The sequence below is a fragment of the Paenibacillus thailandensis genome (genome assembly GCF_042685365.1).
GTDB classification, from domain to species: Bacteria; Bacillota; Bacilli; order Paenibacillales; family Paenibacillaceae; genus Paenibacillus_AP; species Paenibacillus_AP thailandensis.
Genome location: NZ_JBHUMY010000007.1, coordinates 335027 through 352413, shown reverse-complemented (window position 1 = coordinate 352413; position 17387 = coordinate 335027). Strand labels below are relative to the sequence as shown.

The 17387-nt window shown below is 51.0% G+C and carries 12 protein-coding genes and 1 pseudogene; 12 read left to right on the top strand and 1 reads right to left on the bottom strand.

The window, feature by feature from the left end:
• The first annotated feature begins 85 nt into the window (after positions 1-85).
• From cdaA to glmM, 3 genes are read left to right on the top strand one after another with little or no spacing between them, the layout of a single operon-like run.
• Complete coding sequence (gene cdaA / locus ACFSW5_RS09285; RefSeq protein ID WP_379271766.1) at positions 86-928, top strand: diadenylate cyclase CdaA; 843 nt, start codon at positions 86-88, stop codon at positions 926-928.
• Positions 921-2366 (top strand): CdaR family protein, encoded by a 1446-nt coding sequence (locus ACFSW5_RS09280; protein WP_379271763.1) that lies wholly within the window; start codon positions 921-923, stop codon positions 2364-2366. Before cdaA ends, ACFSW5_RS09280 begins: the two co-directional genes overlap by 8 nt.
• 35 nt (positions 2367-2401) lie before the next feature.
• Complete coding sequence (gene glmM / locus ACFSW5_RS09275; protein WP_379271761.1) at positions 2402-3742, top strand: phosphoglucosamine mutase; 1341 nt, start codon at positions 2402-2404, stop codon at positions 3740-3742.
• Positions 3743-4289: 547 nt separating this feature from the next.
• Here the strand turns inward: glmM and ACFSW5_RS09270 are convergent.
• Positions 4290-4472 carry a hypothetical protein gene (locus ACFSW5_RS09270; protein ID WP_379271758.1) on the bottom strand — a complete coding sequence of 61 codons (183 nt, stop codon included), beginning with the start codon at positions 4470-4472 and terminating at the stop codon, positions 4290-4292.
• 241 nt (positions 4473-4713) lie between these two features.
• Here ACFSW5_RS09270 and glmS point away from each other — a divergent pair, with 241 nt between their 5' ends.
• From glmS to ACFSW5_RS09225, 9 genes and pseudogenes are all read left to right on the top strand, one after another.
• Complete coding sequence (gene glmS / locus ACFSW5_RS09265; protein ID WP_379271756.1) at positions 4714-6546, top strand: glutamine--fructose-6-phosphate transaminase (isomerizing); 1833 nt, start codon at positions 4714-4716, stop codon at positions 6544-6546.
• A 218-nt stretch (positions 6547-6764) separates the two neighbouring features.
• Entirely contained in the window at positions 6765-7112 is a 348-nt protein-coding gene (locus ACFSW5_RS09260) for a helix-turn-helix domain-containing protein (protein ID WP_331847605.1), read from the top strand.
• Between the two features lie 57 nt (positions 7113-7169).
• Entirely contained in the window at positions 7170-7505 is a 336-nt protein-coding gene (locus tag ACFSW5_RS09255; protein ID WP_331847606.1) for a hypothetical protein, read from the top strand.
• A 4-nt stretch (positions 7506-7509) separates the two neighbouring features.
• Positions 7510-7872, top strand: a pseudogene (locus ACFSW5_RS09250) (heteromeric transposase endonuclease subunit TnsA); the annotation flags it as partial.
• Positions 7873-8125: 253 nt separating this feature from the next.
• Positions 8126-9739 (top strand): Tn7-like element transposition protein TnsE, encoded by a 1614-nt coding sequence (locus ACFSW5_RS09245; RefSeq protein ID WP_379271753.1) that lies wholly within the window; start codon positions 8126-8128, stop codon positions 9737-9739.
• Between the two features lie 92 nt (positions 9740-9831).
• Complete coding sequence (locus tag ACFSW5_RS09240) at positions 9832-11418, top strand: restriction endonuclease subunit S (RefSeq protein ID WP_379271751.1); 1587 nt, start codon at positions 9832-9834, stop codon at positions 11416-11418.
• Between the two features lie 16 nt (positions 11419-11434).
• Complete coding sequence (locus ACFSW5_RS09235) at positions 11435-12958, top strand: class I SAM-dependent DNA methyltransferase (RefSeq protein ID WP_379271749.1); 1524 nt, start codon at positions 11435-11437, stop codon at positions 12956-12958.
• Positions 12948-14192 carry a restriction endonuclease subunit S gene (locus tag ACFSW5_RS09230; RefSeq protein WP_379271747.1) on the top strand — a complete coding sequence of 415 codons (1245 nt, stop codon included), beginning with the start codon at positions 12948-12950 and terminating at the stop codon, positions 14190-14192. Before ACFSW5_RS09235 ends, ACFSW5_RS09230 begins: the two co-directional genes overlap by 11 nt.
• A gap of 17 nt (positions 14193-14209) precedes the next feature.
• Positions 14210-17347: a type I restriction endonuclease subunit R gene (locus ACFSW5_RS09225; protein ID WP_379271744.1), complete on the top strand. Its 3138-nt coding sequence runs from the start codon at positions 14210-14212 to the stop codon at positions 17345-17347.
• Positions 17348-17387 lie beyond the last annotated feature (40 nt).

The window sequence follows — 17387 nt, the reverse complement described above, 5'->3', positions numbered from 1 at the left end:
AACGATAACATTGTCGCCCGAAATCGGCCGCGCTCGCTTTATAGAAACCGAAAGAACGCCGGGCTGCCGGCGCGGGGGTTGGTTTATGGATTATTTCACAAATACGACATGGCATGATTGGATCAAGGATCTTATCGATATCCTGATCGTCAGTTATATCATTTATAAATTGATTCAGCTTGTAAGGGGGACCCGCGCGGTTCAACTGATGAAGGGCATTCTGGTGCTGATGGCCACTTGGGCGGTTAGCACCTGGTTTGATCTGTACACGCTGAAATGGCTGATGAATCAGATTTTTACGTTCAGCGTCTTGTCGGTGCTCATTATTTTCCAGCCGGAGCTGCGCCGCGCGCTGGAGCAGCTTGGACGGGGCAAGCTGTTCGGCCGTTCTCCCGCCGGCGATAAAGATGTCGTGAACGCGCAGCTGGCCGAAGTGATGAAAGCCGTGCAGCATATGGCCAAGCGCAAAATCGGCGCATTGATCGTATTCGAACGGAAAACGGGCTTGAGCGAAATCGTCGAATCGGGCATTCCGCTGGAATCGCAGATTACATCGGAGCTGCTCATCAATATATTCACGCCGAACACGCCGCTGCACGACGGGGCGGTAATCGTACAGGGCAGCCAAATATCGGCGGCGGCCTGCTATTTGCCTTTGTCGGAAAACCCGTTCATCAGCAAGGAGCTTGGCACCCGTCACCGGGCTGCGATCGGCGTCAGCGAGAACAGCGACGCGCTTGCCGTCGTCGTCTCGGAAGAAACCGGACAAGTCTCCCTGGCGATGAACGGCATGGTCGTTCGCGATATTAACGAAGAAGCTCTGATCTCGAAGCTGTTCGACGAGCTGACGGAGACGACCAACACGAAGGAGAAGGAACGGGCCTTCGTCTCGTTCTGGAAACGGATCGGGGGGCGGCGCGATGGATAAATGGATGAGCCAGCCTACCGCGCTCAAGATCGTATCGGTTGTCATCGCCGTGATGCTATGGGCGGTCGTGCATCTGGACCAGGAAGCTCCGGCCACGACGGTTACGTCCAGCACGGACACCAAAATATTCGAAGCGCTGCAAATTCGCCCCGAAGGGCTTGACGAAACGAAATACGCCCTGGTTGGCATGGAGCCGACGTCGGTTCGCATGGTCGTCCAAGGGCGAAGATCGGAGCTCCTTACGGCCGACGATTCGGATTATCAGGTGAAAGCCGATTTGTCCGGTCTTGGGCCGGGCGAGCATTATTTGGCGCTGAAGGCGGATTTGCCGAACGGCGTACAGGCGACGGAAATGTCGCCAAGCTCGGTCAAAGTGGAGATTGTGGAGATCGAAACGAAGGCGTTCGACGTTCAGGTGGAAACGGAAGGCCAGCCCGCTGAAGGTTATATCGTCGGGGATGCCACGGTGTCGTCTCCGTCGGTTAATGTGATTCTGCCGAAGGACGAGATGCCTTTCGTCGCCGCGGTGAAGGTGAAAGTCAACATCGACGGTGCCACCGGAACGGTGACGGACAGGAAGGCGAAGGTTGTCGTTTACGATACGGAAGGCAAAGAAATGACCGATGCGAAGGTAAGCCCGGAAACGGTCGAGGTGCAGCAGAGCGTTCTGCCTCCGTCGAAGGAGCTGCCGCTCAAAATCAGCTATACGGGCCAGCTGCCGGAAGGGGTCAGCATCGACTCCCTCTACGCTTCGGTGGACCGGGTGGTCGTGTATGCCAGCCGAAAGGTGCTGGATGAGATGGACAGCTATCCCGGCGTCGTCGTCGATCTGTCGAAGCTGACCGAGTCCGGCAGCATGGAAGTGAAGCTGAAGCTCGCCGACGGCGTCGTTAAGACGGAACCGTCGGCTGTTACGGTCACCTACAAGGTCGACCAAGCGGAGGAGAAAACGCTCAGCGGCGTCCCGATTGACGCAACGGGGCTTGAAGACGGCTTGAAAGCGGAATGGGAGACGCCGGAGGCGGGGCTGCTGGATCTGACCGTCAGCGGTTCGAAAGAGCTGCTTGCCGGGCTTCAGGCAAGCGACGTCCGCGTAACGGCCGATTTGACGGGACTTGCGGCCGGGAAGCATAATGTTGAACTGAAGGTTGACCTGCCAAGCTTCGTCTATTTAAAAGAAGGACAAGAGCTGACGGCAACGGTGGTGCTGTCGGATGCTTCGGCTACGCCGACTCCGGGAGATAGCCCTCCTGCGACGGGTACCGGCGGAACGGCTCCGCCGGATAGCGACGGATCAACCGGCGTTTTCGACCCGGATGAGGGAGAGGCCGGAAACGACGGCGGTTCCGGAAGCGAGGAGTCGAGCGAAGAACCCGGCAATGGCAGCGCAGATGATAGCGGAAGCGGCAACGCGACAAACAAGCCGGGGAATGAATAGACTACATTGATGGAACGTAAAGGGGTCGAATAGATATGGGGAAGTATTTTGGAACTGACGGTGTAAGAGGCGTAGCCAACGAAGGGCTGACTCCCGAGCTGGCTTACAAGATCGGCCGGTGCGGCGGTTACGTTCTGACGGGACAGTCGGAGAAGCCGAAAGTCGTCATCGGGCTGGATACGCGCGTATCGGGGCCGATGCTGGAGGCGGCGCTTATCGCGGGCCTTCTGTCGATCGGCGCAAGCGTCATCCGGCTCGGCGTCGTGTCGACGCCGGCTGTCGCTTATTTGACGCGGGAATTGAAGGCCGACGCCGGCGTTATGATTTCCGCCTCCCATAATCCGGTTCAAGATAACGGCATTAAATTTTTTGGCGGGGACGGCTTTAAGCTGTCCGACGAGACTGAGCTCGAAATCGAGAAGCTGATCGACGCCGAGGAAGATACGCTGCCGCGTCCGGTAGGCGGAGAGATCGGCACCGTGACGGTGGACGAAGAGGCGAAGCAGCGTTATCTCGAGTATTTGAAGACGACGGTCGGACACCGTTTCGACGGGCTGAAAATCGTGCTCGACTGCGCGAACGGAGCGGCTTACGAGCTGGCGCCGCGCATCTTCCGCGAGCTTGGCGCCGATGTCGTGACGGTGGGCGCGGAGCCGGACGGCCGCAACATTAACGCCGGAGTAGGCTCGACGCATCCGGAATATTTGCGCGAGCAGGTGCTGAAGCACGGGGCTCAGCTCGGCTTGTCCTTCGACGGCGACGCCGACCGTCTCATTGCGATCGACGAGCGCGGCGAAGAAGTCGACGGCGACTATATTTTGTGCATTTGCGGCGACCGGATGAAGAAAGCCGGCAAGCTGGCGAACGATACGATCGTCACGACGGTGATGGCGAATATCGGCTTTTTCAAAGCGGCCAAGAGGCTTGGCCTGAATACGGCGCAGACAGCCGTGGGCGACCGCTACGTCATGGAGGAAATGCGCAAAGGCGGCTACAACCTGGGCGGCGAACAGTCGGGGCATGTCATTTTCCTCGATTACAACACGACCGGAGACGGCATTCTGACGGCGCTGCAGCTTGTCGATACGCTTGTTGAATCGGGCAAGACGCTGGGCGAATTGAAGCAGCTGATGACGAAGTATCCGCAGGTGCTCGTCAACGTGCGCGTCGCGGACAAAGGGCTGTACGCCGGCAACGCCGCGATTGCGGCGGCCGTGGAAGAAGTGGAGCGGGAGCTTGGCGACAACGGCCGCGTGCTCGTTCGTCCTTCCGGCACGGAGTCGCTCATTCGCGTCATGGCCGAAGCGCCGGATAAGGCGCAGGTCGAAGCGTATGTGGCGCGCATCGCGGAAGTGGTGAAGCAGGAGCTCGGTTAATCGGCGGCGGGAGCCTGCCGGACGGGCGGCTGGACAAGCCGGGACGTTGTGCGAAGGCGGGAGCAGCAAAGCGACATCGCCAGGCGATGGCTCATCTGTTGCGCTGTCGTGCTTCTCTCGCCAACGATTGCCGGGGACTGGCGTCAGTTCGTTCTATAACGCCGAAACGGTCTGTCCTTCGATAAGGAGGACAAAGTCGTTTAGGCATGTTCGCTTCGCATTCAGGGTCTTAGGCAATTGCCCAAGGCCCTTGCCGAAGCGGATCGGAGCGTTTAAGCGGTTAAACGTTCAACGGGATTAACGTTTCCGATCGAAGCGTCGTTTGATGTACGGCAATCTTCGGAATTGGGCATTAGAAATCGTTCATTCCGATGATTTATGGCGTAAAAAGGTTGCACAATGACCCAAAAATGAATATGATTGATTAATATCATTCCGGAAGGAAAGCGAGGGCAGAGGTTGTAAAGGTTTCATAAGCGCCAGAGCTTGCGTGATGAACGGTCTCGAAGCGGGGTTAGCTGAATGGCGGGGCGGCGTTAAGCCCACACTAAGCTAAAACAACGGCAAAGAGACGTTCATACGGGAAGCTGACGAGGTGGAGGCGTTCGAGCAGTTCGGCGGGGACCTCCCGGTTAATCTGCCAACCGTTAAGCCGCAACGCAAAAGAATCGGGCGACCGATTCCACAAACGTTCGGCAGGCAGCATGTCATTATTAATTTGATCGAACATTCATGCTCCCGTATGTCTGCGATGCCGCCGGAAGGGCTTGGCACGGGCAGAAGGGTTACACATTACCAATCGCGAAAGATGGCGGAACAACGCGCCTTATTTTGGAATGACCCGTAAGCGTCCGATCGCTAAGGATCGAACCGGGTCATGATGCAGATGTGACAACCGAATAACGCCTGTGTTGCGCTAGCGGCGGGCATCCGGAATACGGCATTATACCGTAACGGAGGTCTGTTTCATTATGTGTGGAATTGTAGGATATATCGGCAAGCGCGACTCGCAGGACATTCTTATCGAAGGATTGAAGAAGCTGGAATACCGCGGGTACGATTCTGCGGGCATCGCCGTGTTTACGAACAACGGTCTGGAAGTGTCGAAATCGAAAGGACGCCTCGCCGTGCTCGAAGACAAATTGCGCGACGAGCCGCTGCACGGCTTCGTAGGCATCGGCCATACGCGCTGGGCTACGCACGGCAAGCCGTCGGACGTGAACTCGCACCCGCATACCGACAATTCGGCGAAATTCTCGGTCGTGCACAACGGCATTATCGAGAACTACCTGGATTTGAAGGAAGAGCTCATCGCGAAAGGCCATGTATTCGTGTCGGAGACGGATACGGAAGTTATTTCGCATCTGGTTGCCGAGGAGTACAAAGGCGACATTGTCGAAGCGGTGCAGCGCGCGGTTCGCAAGATGCGCGGCGCATTTGCGCTTGGCGTGCTGACGGAATACGAGCCGGAGCGCCTTGTGGCGGTACGTTTCGCAAGTCCGCTCGTTATCGGAATCGGGGAAGGGGAGAACTTTATCGGTTCCGACATTCCGGCTATTCTCGAGCATACGCGCGACGTTTATATTTTGAACGACGGCGAAATGGCCGTGCTGACACGCGGCGGTGTCGAATTGATGACGACCGACGGCGAAACTATTTCCAAGGAAATAGTTCATGTCGATTGGGACCTCGTAACCGCGGAGAAAGCCGGATACGATCACTTTATGATGAAGGAAATCCACGAGCAGCCGAAGGCTTATCGCGATACGATGATGGGTCGCGTGGCGGAAGACGGCAGGTCGGTGCAGCTGAACGAGCTGAGCATGACGGCGGAATACGTGAAGGACATCCGAAAAATTCATATCGTCGCTTGCGGCACGGCTTATCACGCCGGCCTCGTAGGCAAAACGATCATTGAAACGCTTGCCCGTATTCCGGTCGAAACGGACGTGGCTTCCGAATACCGTTATCGTTCGCCGATCATTACGCCGGATACGCTCGTTATTGTCGTAAGCCAATCCGGCGAAACGGCCGACACGCTTGCGGCGCTTCGCGAAGCGAAGCGTAACGGGGCGCGCGTTCTGGCGATCACGAACGTCGTCGGCAGCTCGATTGCCCGCGAAGCGGACGACGTGCTGATTACGTCGGCCGGCCCGGAAATCGCGGTCGCCTCGACCAAAGCGTATACGACGCAGCTGATTATCTTCTACCTGTTCGGCTTGTACCTCGCTCAAACGCTTGGCACGAAGGAGCAATCGGAGATTGCCGATGTTCTTGGGGCGATGCAGAAGCTTCCGGAGCAGGTGCAAAGCGTGTTGGATCAGAAAGCGGTGCTTCGCCAAATCGCGGAGTCGATCTCGAAGCACGACAACCTGTTCTTCATCGGCCGCGGCGTCGATTACGCCGTATCGCAGGAAGGTTCGCTGAAGCTGAAGGAAATATCGTATATCCATTCCGAAGCTTATGCGGCCGGAGAACTGAAGCACGGCACGCTGGCGTTGATCGAGGAAGGCATTCCGGTTATCGCGCTGGTGACGCAAGAAGAGCTGTACGAGAAGACGCTCAGCAACATTAAGGAAGTGAAGGCGCGCGGTGCGCACGTGCTGGGCATCGTGAACGCCGGAGCCGAAACGGAAGCCGCGAAATCTGTCGATGAGCTGTTCGCCATTCCGAAGACGCTGCCGCTCCTGTCGCCGGCCGTGTCGGTTATCCCGATGCAGCTGATCTCCTACTACGCCTCGCTCGCCCGCGGCAACGACGTGGATAAGCCGAGGAACCTGGCGAAGAGCGTGACGGTGGAATAGGGGTAATAAACGCATTTCATGTTGTTGTTCGGTGAAAATAAAGTATTAGACTGAAAAATAAAGTGTTAGACCGTGAAAATAAAGTTTTAGACTGAGTAAATAAAGTGTTAGACTGCTGGGTGCTTCAGCATTTACTCCGATAAAACAGACATCATGAGCATGAACCCCGTAAATGGAATATTTGCGGGGTTATTTTCTTTTTTTGGAGTTGATCCGGTTTGAATCTGGGCGAGAAAGTCAGAACTATCCGAAAATCGCATGAGTTGAATCAGAAAGAATTTGCACTGAAAATCGGCGTTTCGCAAGGAACGCTTAGTGATATTGAACGCGGGGTTTGTTTGCCATCGTGTGAAACGATCATTGCGCTTAAAAACACGTTCCAATGTGATCTTAATTGGCTGCTTTCAGATGATGACGAATCTTTCTCTCAAACTCCAACCTATATATCAAGAGAGGAATTAAAGCTGCTTACCAGTATTCGTGCACTCCCTGCTCAAGAGAAAAATGAGCTCTACGAAATTATAGAAATCAAAAAGAGAAAAAATAAATATCCGAAAACGGATTAAAATATCCGGAAAGTGTAAATATGGTAATATCACCAAAACATATTGGGGTGTTACCAAGTGAAAGAAAAGTCGGGCATTGGAATCGTGACTCAAAATGGAATTTGGTTTAACGGGAGCCTCTACTCCTGTTCGCTAGCCATTCATGAGAAATGGTTTGAGCGAGCACGTCAAGTTGGGGGTTGGCCGGTGTCGGTTAAGTCCCAAGATGATGAAGATCAGATTGTAATCATTCATGAGGATGGTTTAAAGATCAACTGCTATCCAATTGAATTTTTACCATGTGATTCAAAGAAAGTCAGGGCGTATTATTCAGAGTTCCAAAGATTGATGACGTTGAGAAAAGAGCTTGCAGATAGTACACGAAACAGTCTGCCGGACAAGCATTTGAGGTGATCCAGTGGCCAAGCGGAAACGGCAATTCACAGAAGCAAAAATTGAAAGGATGATCAAAGAAGGCAGAGGACAGGGGTCCGGTAAGGACTATCTTCCTTGGCTTACGATTCAGGACGTCCCTTCAGAAGGCAGGGTAACTCGTGGAGTTGGATGGACGACCGGTCGAAGACACCAACTCTTGTCGGATATTGAGCGTGATTATTTCTACCTTCTGGATTACTGCGATGATGTATCGGATATTCGCGAACAATTTCCACTTCTGCCGTTAGAAGAAACGCAAATGATCGCGGAGAAAATCGGTGTGGAACATCCCAAAGATCCGAAAACAGGCATATCGATCGTGATGACCACGGATTTTCTTATTACTTATCGGGATAAAACATTAGCCAGGACATGAAAGTTTTATCTGATTACCTTGAGTCTACATCCCAATTTCAAATTAGGAGGGTTCGATGGGCTGCTGAGCAAATGGCTGGCGAATGGCCCATAAAACGGTGGAAACTTGTGAAAAAAGCCGGACTGCGACCAGGATATGCCCAAGAGGTATCGGATGAAATTGATCGTTGTATTGGACAAGGAGCTGCAATGAATCGAATTGCATCTGCTGAGGTGACTCCATTATGGCTGCATTGACACTGCGTTCATGGCCGTTTCCGGATAATCAGGGGGTTGAGTTATTTTGGTTCGGGTCCCCTTTCATGGACTACAAAGGGAATTGGAGAGTTCGAGTCGCATTTCGAACGGAAACCGGGGACTTGAAAGTTGTATCCTACCCATGGGGAACAGTACCTTATTTGCGCATGGGACAAGTCTACACCAACGGAGTATTTGATCAAATCAAGCCATTGGAAGGCATTGTACATAGAATAACGATAAGCAGCTTGGATCAAGGTCTGATGAGTAATGGGTTTAAATTGCCCAAGCGCTTGATTGACTTCCGTCAAAATCCGGAGCTAGGGCTTCAAAAAATTATTCAGTTTCAGTTTGACGGGACGATTTATTGCTTTCCAGTGTTCGAATTCATTCGAGCCATGTTTATTAATTCCAGGTATTTGGCGTATTATTTGATGCAGCCGCACGGTCTGGAAATGTTGATCGATAATAGCGATATGAGAGGAACAACTCTGTATTTTGATTTGAGTTTTCGTGTACCGGCCAAATTGGCAAGCGAAAGTAACGCGCGTCACCTATCCTGGATTTACATCGATCCCGCTATTCGTACCATGTGGGATTCCGTTTATCAATTGATGTTCAATCAAGCGATCAAGGACTCGCCTCAAAATCCGAACGCCAGGATGAAGAAGGGAATTCCACTTGGCGTTGAACTCCCGGTTGTTGGTCCTCTTGAGTTTCACGTTCGAGGAGAACAATTCAATAACTACTTCTTGGTGAAAGAAATTCTCGGTATTGGCGGTTTTAAGCATCCGGCGGAAGAAATCGTCTTTTGGCACCCATCGAAGAAGCGTCGTGAGTCGATTTCAGGAGATAAACAAGTTCGAGTTACGTATGGATCCGAAAATAAAGACTACATATTGAATGATCAAAGCGATAGTGCCAGGGAAAACACGCGGCAAGATGTATTGGAGGCCCCTCCTACGTTTATGCGTTTCTCCAATTATCCGAGAGTTACTACTCGTCGAGAGGATGTGAGGCATTCCCATACCGGCAACGACGTGATCATCACCTCCGGGAGAGGCGGGAAGAACTCAGGAGGATTAGAGGAAGTAAGCACACAGGATTCAATGGTCGGCGGTGATACGCCTCCTATCGATTTTCAGACGCTTGAAACCATACCAATCACAGAAGCAATCGGTCTTGAATCTTTTTTCGAGATGACTCAAATCTTGAAGCATGTCTTTCCCGGTCATATCCGGATGTCTGTGCTCAGGATTCCTCCCGGCAAAAGATTTTCTGTATGTCCAAACGGCTCCCGACGAACATGTGCGATCGTACAGGCGGATCATGGTATCACGACTAAGTTTATTATCGAAGTAGCCCGGCCGGATGATTGGTCCATTTCGACATTGATCCTCCACCCAACCCGGCAGATTTCACTAAAGACAGTTGAGTGTGATATTAAGTTACTCCTTGAGGGGCTTGTTCAAAAAGGCGGCCACTGGGATCAGAACATTTTAAACCAATGCAACGGCTTCAATATCGAAAAGGTTAAGCATTACCAAAACGATTCAATTAGGGATTGGGCGTATCGGATAAACGGGAAATTATCCGGCTAGGCAAAAGATGTTTGATTATTTTTGGTATTGAAATACTCAATTCTTGGATGGTATAATTTAGTTGGCTATTGGCAGTGAAAGAAGGTGATGAATTGATTGAATCGTTCTGGAATATCTGTTTACTTCACGATATTACAACCCGTGATCAGCTGCTCCGCGAGGCCATTCGAGTGAAGCGGACACAACAACTACTGAAACAACAACAGTTGGCCGAAACGGAGCTAACGGCGGAACCCGAGACGCTGTTTCAGTGGATGAAGGAACGCGCCTTAGACAAAGAATTAGGCCATTTCCCCGGCGATCGGGATTTATTTTATAAATTATACCATGCAGGCAAGGATATGGACTTGTTGGAATACGCCATGCTCACCATCCAACAAGATCGTGTTACAGGGAGCATTGTCGTCCATCCTGGAATCGTCGAGCGGTTTATCGATCAGTGTGAGCAACGTGATTGTAAGAACATTCTGCTTGCAGAAGCTGAAAAGTATATCAAAGGACTTGTCGAAACGAAATGTTACTGTCGCCCATGGACCATCACATTGTTAACGGAAAACTACATCGTAGGCAGATTGTTCAAAACGTATTTCGAGCCCTACTCCAATATCCGCATTGTTCAAGGATCCATTTATCAGCCGCTGCCCGTAGAAATTCAATTCGATGCGATCCTGGCGATGCCGAATTTCGGTATGAAAATGAACGATGACGATGTCGCAGTTCGGGAATCCGAAGGCGCAGCGGCCAGCTACCTGCTTCCACTCTTGCAAGATGGCGGGAGATTAAGCGTGACCTTGCCCGCGCGGATGCTGTTTCAATCCGGGGCGATCACCAGCTGGCGGAAGAAAATGAATGATCAGGCGCCGGTGCAAACGATCTATTCGCTTCCGGACGGCTTGTTTCGTCCCTACACTTCCATCAAGACCTATCAGGTTGACTTTGGAAAAGGGCCTGCGGAAGAGGTGATCCTCGGGCGGCTCCAAATGGGGAAGACAAAGCTTGTGGCGGAACGGGAGATTGCCATCCATCCCAACCGCTTCCGTCAACTGGATCATTGGCGAATCGAACTGCTGCTGGATGAAGATCAGGATACACTTCGTTCCTTCCAACAGGCGGCAACCCCGAAAGTGAAGTTGCGTGATGTGGCAGAAATTTTTCGGGGAAAATCGATTCTTAAGCAGGATCTAAAGCCTGGGAACATTAAGGTGCTGAATATATCCAATCTGGATGACGGCGAAGTGCTATTGGATCAGCTTGAAACGATTGACGAGGAAGAGCGGAAAGTGAAGCGTTATGAGATTCTCCCAGGCGATCTGGTTATGACGTGCCGTGGCACCGTGAACAAGCTGGCCGTGTTTCCGGAGACCCAAGGGGTGGTCATCGCTTCCTCGAATATGATCGTGATCCGATTCAAGTCGGCCATCAAGAGTCATTTTGCCAAAATGTTTCTGGAAAGCCCTGTTGGAACAGCCCTTATTCAAAGCTTCCAGCGGGGAACAACCGTGATGAATTTGAATCCAGCGGATGTGGCGGAATTGGAATTGCCCTTGGTACCGGAAGATAAACAGCAAGAAATCATACAGCAATATATCCGGGAGAAAGAACGATATAAAGAGGTCGTTCGGGAAGCGGCTAACCGTTGGGAACAAGTGAAGAACCAGTTATATGAGCAACTCTACTGAGGAGGAATTCAGGATCATGGCAACAGCGAACATCGGATTCGAGGAAAAATTATGGAGCATGGCCGATAAGCTGCGTGGCAGCATGGATGCAGCGGAGTATAAGCATGTAGCTCTCGGTCTTCTATTTCTGAAATATGTGTCTGATGCATTTGAAGAAAAATATGAAGCATTGAAAAATGAACCGTATGCCGATCCGGAGGACCGGGACGAATACGTAGCAGAAAATATATTCTGGGTACCGAAAGAAGCGCGCTGGAGGCATATCAAGGATAACGCGAAAAAGCCGGAAATCGGGCAGACCATTGATAATGCCATGATTGCCATCGAGAAGGAAAATCCGTCGCTGAAAGGCGTGCTGCCGAAAGATTACGCTAGGCCGGCGCTGGATAAAACCCGTCTTGGCGAAGTGATCGACCTGTTCTCGTTTAAAGTGGGCGATGAAGAGAGCCGTTCGAAGGATGTACTGGGGCGGGTGTATGAGTATTTCCTTAGCAAATTCGCAAGCGCGGAAGGCAAGAACGGCGGGGAATTCTATACCCCGAACAGCGTCGTTCGCCTGCTTGTCGAGATGATTCAGCCGTTCAAGGGCCGCGTATACGACCCCTGCTGTGGTTCCGGCGGCATGTTCGTTCAGAGCGAGAAGTTTGTAGAGGAACATCAGGGGCGCATCGGAGATATCGCGGTGTACGGGCAGGAGTCGAATCCGACGACGTGGAAGTTGTGCAAAATGAATCTCGCCATTCGCGGCATCGACGGCAACCTTGGCGAGCATCATGCAGATACGTTCCACAATGATTTGCATAAAAACTTGAAAGCCGATTACATCCTAGCGAATCCACCGTTCAATATCAGCGATTGGGGCGGCGAACGATTGACGGATGACGCTCGCTGGACGTATGGGGTGCCTCCCGCAGGTAACGCAAACTATGCATGGATTCAGCATATCGTGAACAAGCTTGCGCCCAGCGGTGTTGCCGGCTTTGTACTTGCGAACGGCTCCATGTCGACAAGTACGACGGCGGAGTTTGAGATTCGCAGCAAGCTGGTTAACGCCGATCTGGTCGATTGCATCGTCACCTTGCCGGGTCAATTGTTCTATTCTACGCAAATTCCGGTTTGTCTCTGGTTCATTGCTAAAAATAAAGCGCCAAAGGGGCTTCGGGACCGCCGCGGTGAAATCCTGTTCATCGATGCCCGCAAGATGGGACATATGGTGGATCGGACACATCGCGAATTGAGTACGGAGGATATCCGGAAGATCGCCGATACATACCACGCATGGCGCGGTCAGGCGGAAGCTGGACAGTATGAGGATGTGAAGGGCTTCTGCAAAGCAGTGAAACTTGCGGAAGTGCAGGAGCACGAGTATATTTTGACGCCGGGGCGTTATGTCGGGATTGAAGATGTGGAGGAAGACAGCGAACCGTTCGAGGATAAAATGGCACGGCTGACTTCGGAGCTAGCGGAACAGTTCGCCAAGTCCCGGCAACTGGAAGACGAAATTCGCAAGCGGCTTGGGGGGATTGGGTTTGAGTTTTGAAACTGGATGGAGAAAGTGTACTTGGGGAGATATTTCTACACTTGAATATGGGAAAGCCCTTAGGGATTATAAAGATAAAACAAGTGGATATCCGGTTTATGGTACTAATGGTTTAATAGGATATACTGAAAAATATCTTTCAGATAAGCCAGGGGTAATAATTGGGCGAAAAGGTGCATACCGAGGAGTTCACTATTCCAATAGACCTTTTTTTGTTATCGATACCGCCTATTACTTATCACCCAAAATTCCCCAACTAAATTTAAGATGGGCATACTATAGTTTGCGTAATATAGATATTAATAGCATGGATTCAGGCTCTGCAATTCCTTCCACGAGTAGAAGTGATTTTTACTCAATTGAAGTTGATCTACCAGATATTTATGAACAACAAAAGATAGCAAATTTGCTCTCAGTATTAGACGATAAAATCGAACTCAACAACGCAATCAACAAAAACCTTGAAGAAATGGCCCAAGCCCTTTTTAATAGCTGGTTTGTGGACTTCGAGTTTCCAAATGAAAACGGAGAACCGTATAAATCCAGTGGCGGCGAGTTTGAGGAAAGCGAGTTGGGGTTGATTCCGAAGGGGTGGAAGGTCCGCACGCTGGGAGAGTTTTGTGAAATAAGTACAACTTCCATAAATCCGGTAACACTGCCTGATATAATTTTTGAACATTACAGTCTACCAGCATTTGATAGTGGTAGGTTACCAGTATTTGAATCCGGTAGTGAAATAAAAAGCAATAAATATAAAGTAAGTAAGAATTCGATCCTTGTTTCTAAACTAAATCCGGAAACAAAAAGGATTTGGAATCCATATTGTTTGACTGAATATGCAATATGCTCAACTGAATTTATGAATTATATCCCTATAAATAGTAGGCTTCGTGCATATTCCTATTCGATTTTAAATTCTGAAGGGTTCCATCAATATTTGGTTGGGAATACTACAGGTTCAACGAATAGTCGACAAAGAGTGAACCCGAAAGCGACATTGCAATATAAATTCGTCTATGGAGGGACGGATATTGCGTATATATTTAACGACTTAGTTTCGGCTATTTATAAAAAAATTAATGAAAACACTTTAGAAAATAAATATCTTGCTTCCACTCGCGACACCCTTCTCCCCAAACTGATGTCTGGCGAGATCCGTGTCCCTGTCGAGCGGGATCACAGCGCTCCTGATCTGCCGATGGTTGCCGAGAGCAGCACAATCTATCAGCCCTAATCTAAAGGAGGTGCAACATGGCCTACTATACGACGTCTTATACCGAAAGTGACTTAGAGCAGGCCGCGCTGGAATGGTTCGAAGAACTGAACTACGAGAAAGCATACGGCCCGGATATTTCTCCCGAAGGGGAGTATCCCGAACGGCAATTTTACCATGACGTCATCCTGAAAGACAGGCTGCGCGAGGCGCTTATTCGCATCAACAAACATGTGCCGCGGGAAGCGATTGAGGAAGCGATCCGGGTCATTGAAGTGCCGCGCAGTCCCAGCTTGCTGATCAATAACAAGGCGTTCCAGAAGATGGTCACCGACGGGATCGACGTGCAGTATCAAGCTGCCAATGGCGAATATCCGACAGAAAAAGTTTGGCTGTTCGACACCGACCCGGACCGAATCGACAACAACGACTTTCTGGTCGTCAACCAGTTTACCGTCGTTGAAAATCAGGGAGAGAAGCGCCCGGATATCGTCGTGTTCGTAAATGGATTGCCGATCGCCGTATTTGAATTGAAAAGCGCCTCCAACGAAGAAGTCGGGATCAGCGACGCCTACAATCAGGTGCAGACCTATAAAGGCGCGATACCGTCCCTGTTCACCTACAATTCGTTTCTGGTCATCAGTGACGGTGTGAATGCGCGGGTCGGCACGCTGACCGCCAATGAAGACCGGTTTATGATGTGGCGTACGATCGACGGCGATGACGTGGCGCCCTCCTCCCTGCCCCAGCTTGAAGTGCTTGTGAAAGGGATGTTCGAGAAAAGCCGGTTGCTCGATATTATCAAGCATTTCGTGCTGTTTCAGACCGATGGGGAGCATCTGTTCAAAATATTGGCTGGTTATCATCAATACCATGCCACCAACAAGGCAATTGCAAGTACGGAACGTGCGACGATGGACGAAGGTGATCGCAAAATCGGCGTCATTTGGCATACGCAAGGCTCCGGCAAAAGCTTGTCTATGGTATTCTACGCGGGCAAACTTGTTCTGACGCTGAACAACCCGACGATCGTCGTAGTGACGGACCGAAACGACCTAGACGACCAATTGTTCAGCACGTTCAGCAAGTCGAAGGACTTGCTCAGGCAAACGCCTCAGCAAGCGGAAAATCGGACTCATTTGCGTGAGCTCTTGTCGGTGGAGTCGGGCGGGATCATTTTCACAACGGTACACAAGTTCACCCCCGATGAAATTGAAGACAAGTATCCTGTGCTTACGGAACGCCGTAATGTGATTGTGATCGCAGACGAAGCGCATCGCAGCCAGTACGGGTTTCAGGCGGATATGGTCGCTGGGGACGACGAAGCGGCCATTAAATATGGCTATGCCAAGTATATGCGCGATGCGTTGCCGAACGCTTCTTATATTGGCTTTACCGGAACGCCGGTCGAATTGACAGACAAAAATACGCCCGCCGTTTTCGGTGACTACATCGATATTTATGATATGACCCGAGCCGTAGAAGACGGAACGACGGTCAAAATTTATTACGAAAGCCGTATTGCCCGCCTGGAGTTGTCGGAGGCGGAGCGCCCGGTCATTGACAGCGAGTATGAGGATATTACGGAGTACCAGGAGTACACGCAGCGGGAGCGTCTAAAATCGCGTTGGGCCAGGCTTGAAGCGTTGGCCGGTACAGAGAAACGGGTCAAGAAAGTCGCGCAAGATGTCGTCGAACATTTCGAGCAGCGGCAGAAAGCCGGTTTCGGCAAAGCAATGATTGTTGTGATGTCGCGGCGGATTGCCATCGATATGTACAAAGCGATTGTGGCGCTCCGGCCGGATTGGCACAGCGATGATGATGACGAGGGCAAAATCAAGATCGTCATGACCGGAAGTTCCAGCGATCCGGAGGAGTGGCAACCGTTTATCGGCAACAAGCGGCGACGCGAACATCTCGCGAAGCGGATGAAAGATGTAAACGATCCGCTGCAGATCGTCATTGTCCGTGATATGTGGCTGACCGGGTTTGACGTGCCGAGCATGAATACGATGTACATCGACAAGCCGATGAAAGGCCATAACTTAATGCAGGCGATCGCCCGCGTGAATCGGGTATTCCGCGACAAGCCGGGCGGTTTGATCGTCGACTATATCGGAATTGCGGATTTACTGAAATCGGCGCTACAACAATATACGGAAAATGACCGCAAAACTGCTGGTATCGATACAGACCAAGCCGTTGACTTTATGCTGGAAAGGCTGCAGCTCATCCGCGAATTGCTTCATGGGTATGACTACAGTAAATTCGCTTCGGAGAAAGCATCCGAACGGATGAAGGCCATTGTTGAGACGGTCGATTACGTACTCGGATTGGGTGAAGAAAGCAAGCGGAACTTCCTGAATTGGACGACGGAATTAGCAAGAGCCTTCTCGCTCTGCGCGACGACTCCCGCCGCGGAGGAAGTCAATGTCGAAATCAGTTTCTTCAAAGCGGTAAAATCTGGTATAATTAAGCTGATAACGGACGAAAACAAGAGAAAAACGACGAAAGAACTCGATGCCGAGTTGAATCAGCTCATCTCGAAATCGGTCGTATCCGATGAAGTTGTCGATATTCTGGAAGCTGTTGGCTTGCAGAAACCGAACATTGCGATACTTTCCGATGAGTTTCTCGAACATGTGCGCGGGTTGAAGCAGAAAAATCTGGCTGTGGAACTTCTCCGCAGGCTGCTTCAGGGGAAAGTGAAGGCCGTTTCCCGAACCAGTATTGTGCAATCGAAGAAATTTTCCGAGATGCTGGAGGAAGCCATTCGGAAATACAACAACCGCACGATCGAGACGACGCAGGTTATCGAGGAACTGATCCAGATGGCTAAAGAGATGAATGAGGCAGTCAAGCGTGGCGAAGATCTCGGTCTGATCAAGGAAGAGCTGGCTTTCTATGATGCGCTCGCTTCGAATGAATCGGCCAAGGAACTGATGGGCGATCTCATGCTGAAGCAGATTGCACATGAGCTGACCCAAGCGATCAAGAGCAACATCAAGGTCGACTGGACGCTTCGTGAGAATGTGCGGGCTCAAATGCGAATTACCGTCAAACGGCTGTTGAAGAAATACGGTTACCCGCCGGATCTGGAGAAAATGGCCATTGATCTGGTGCTCCAGCAAGCTGAATTGATGGCGCAGGCGGAGACGGAAGAGTTTAAATATTAACGGACATCAAAGGCGTAGGACATCAAGTTTGACTGTTTCT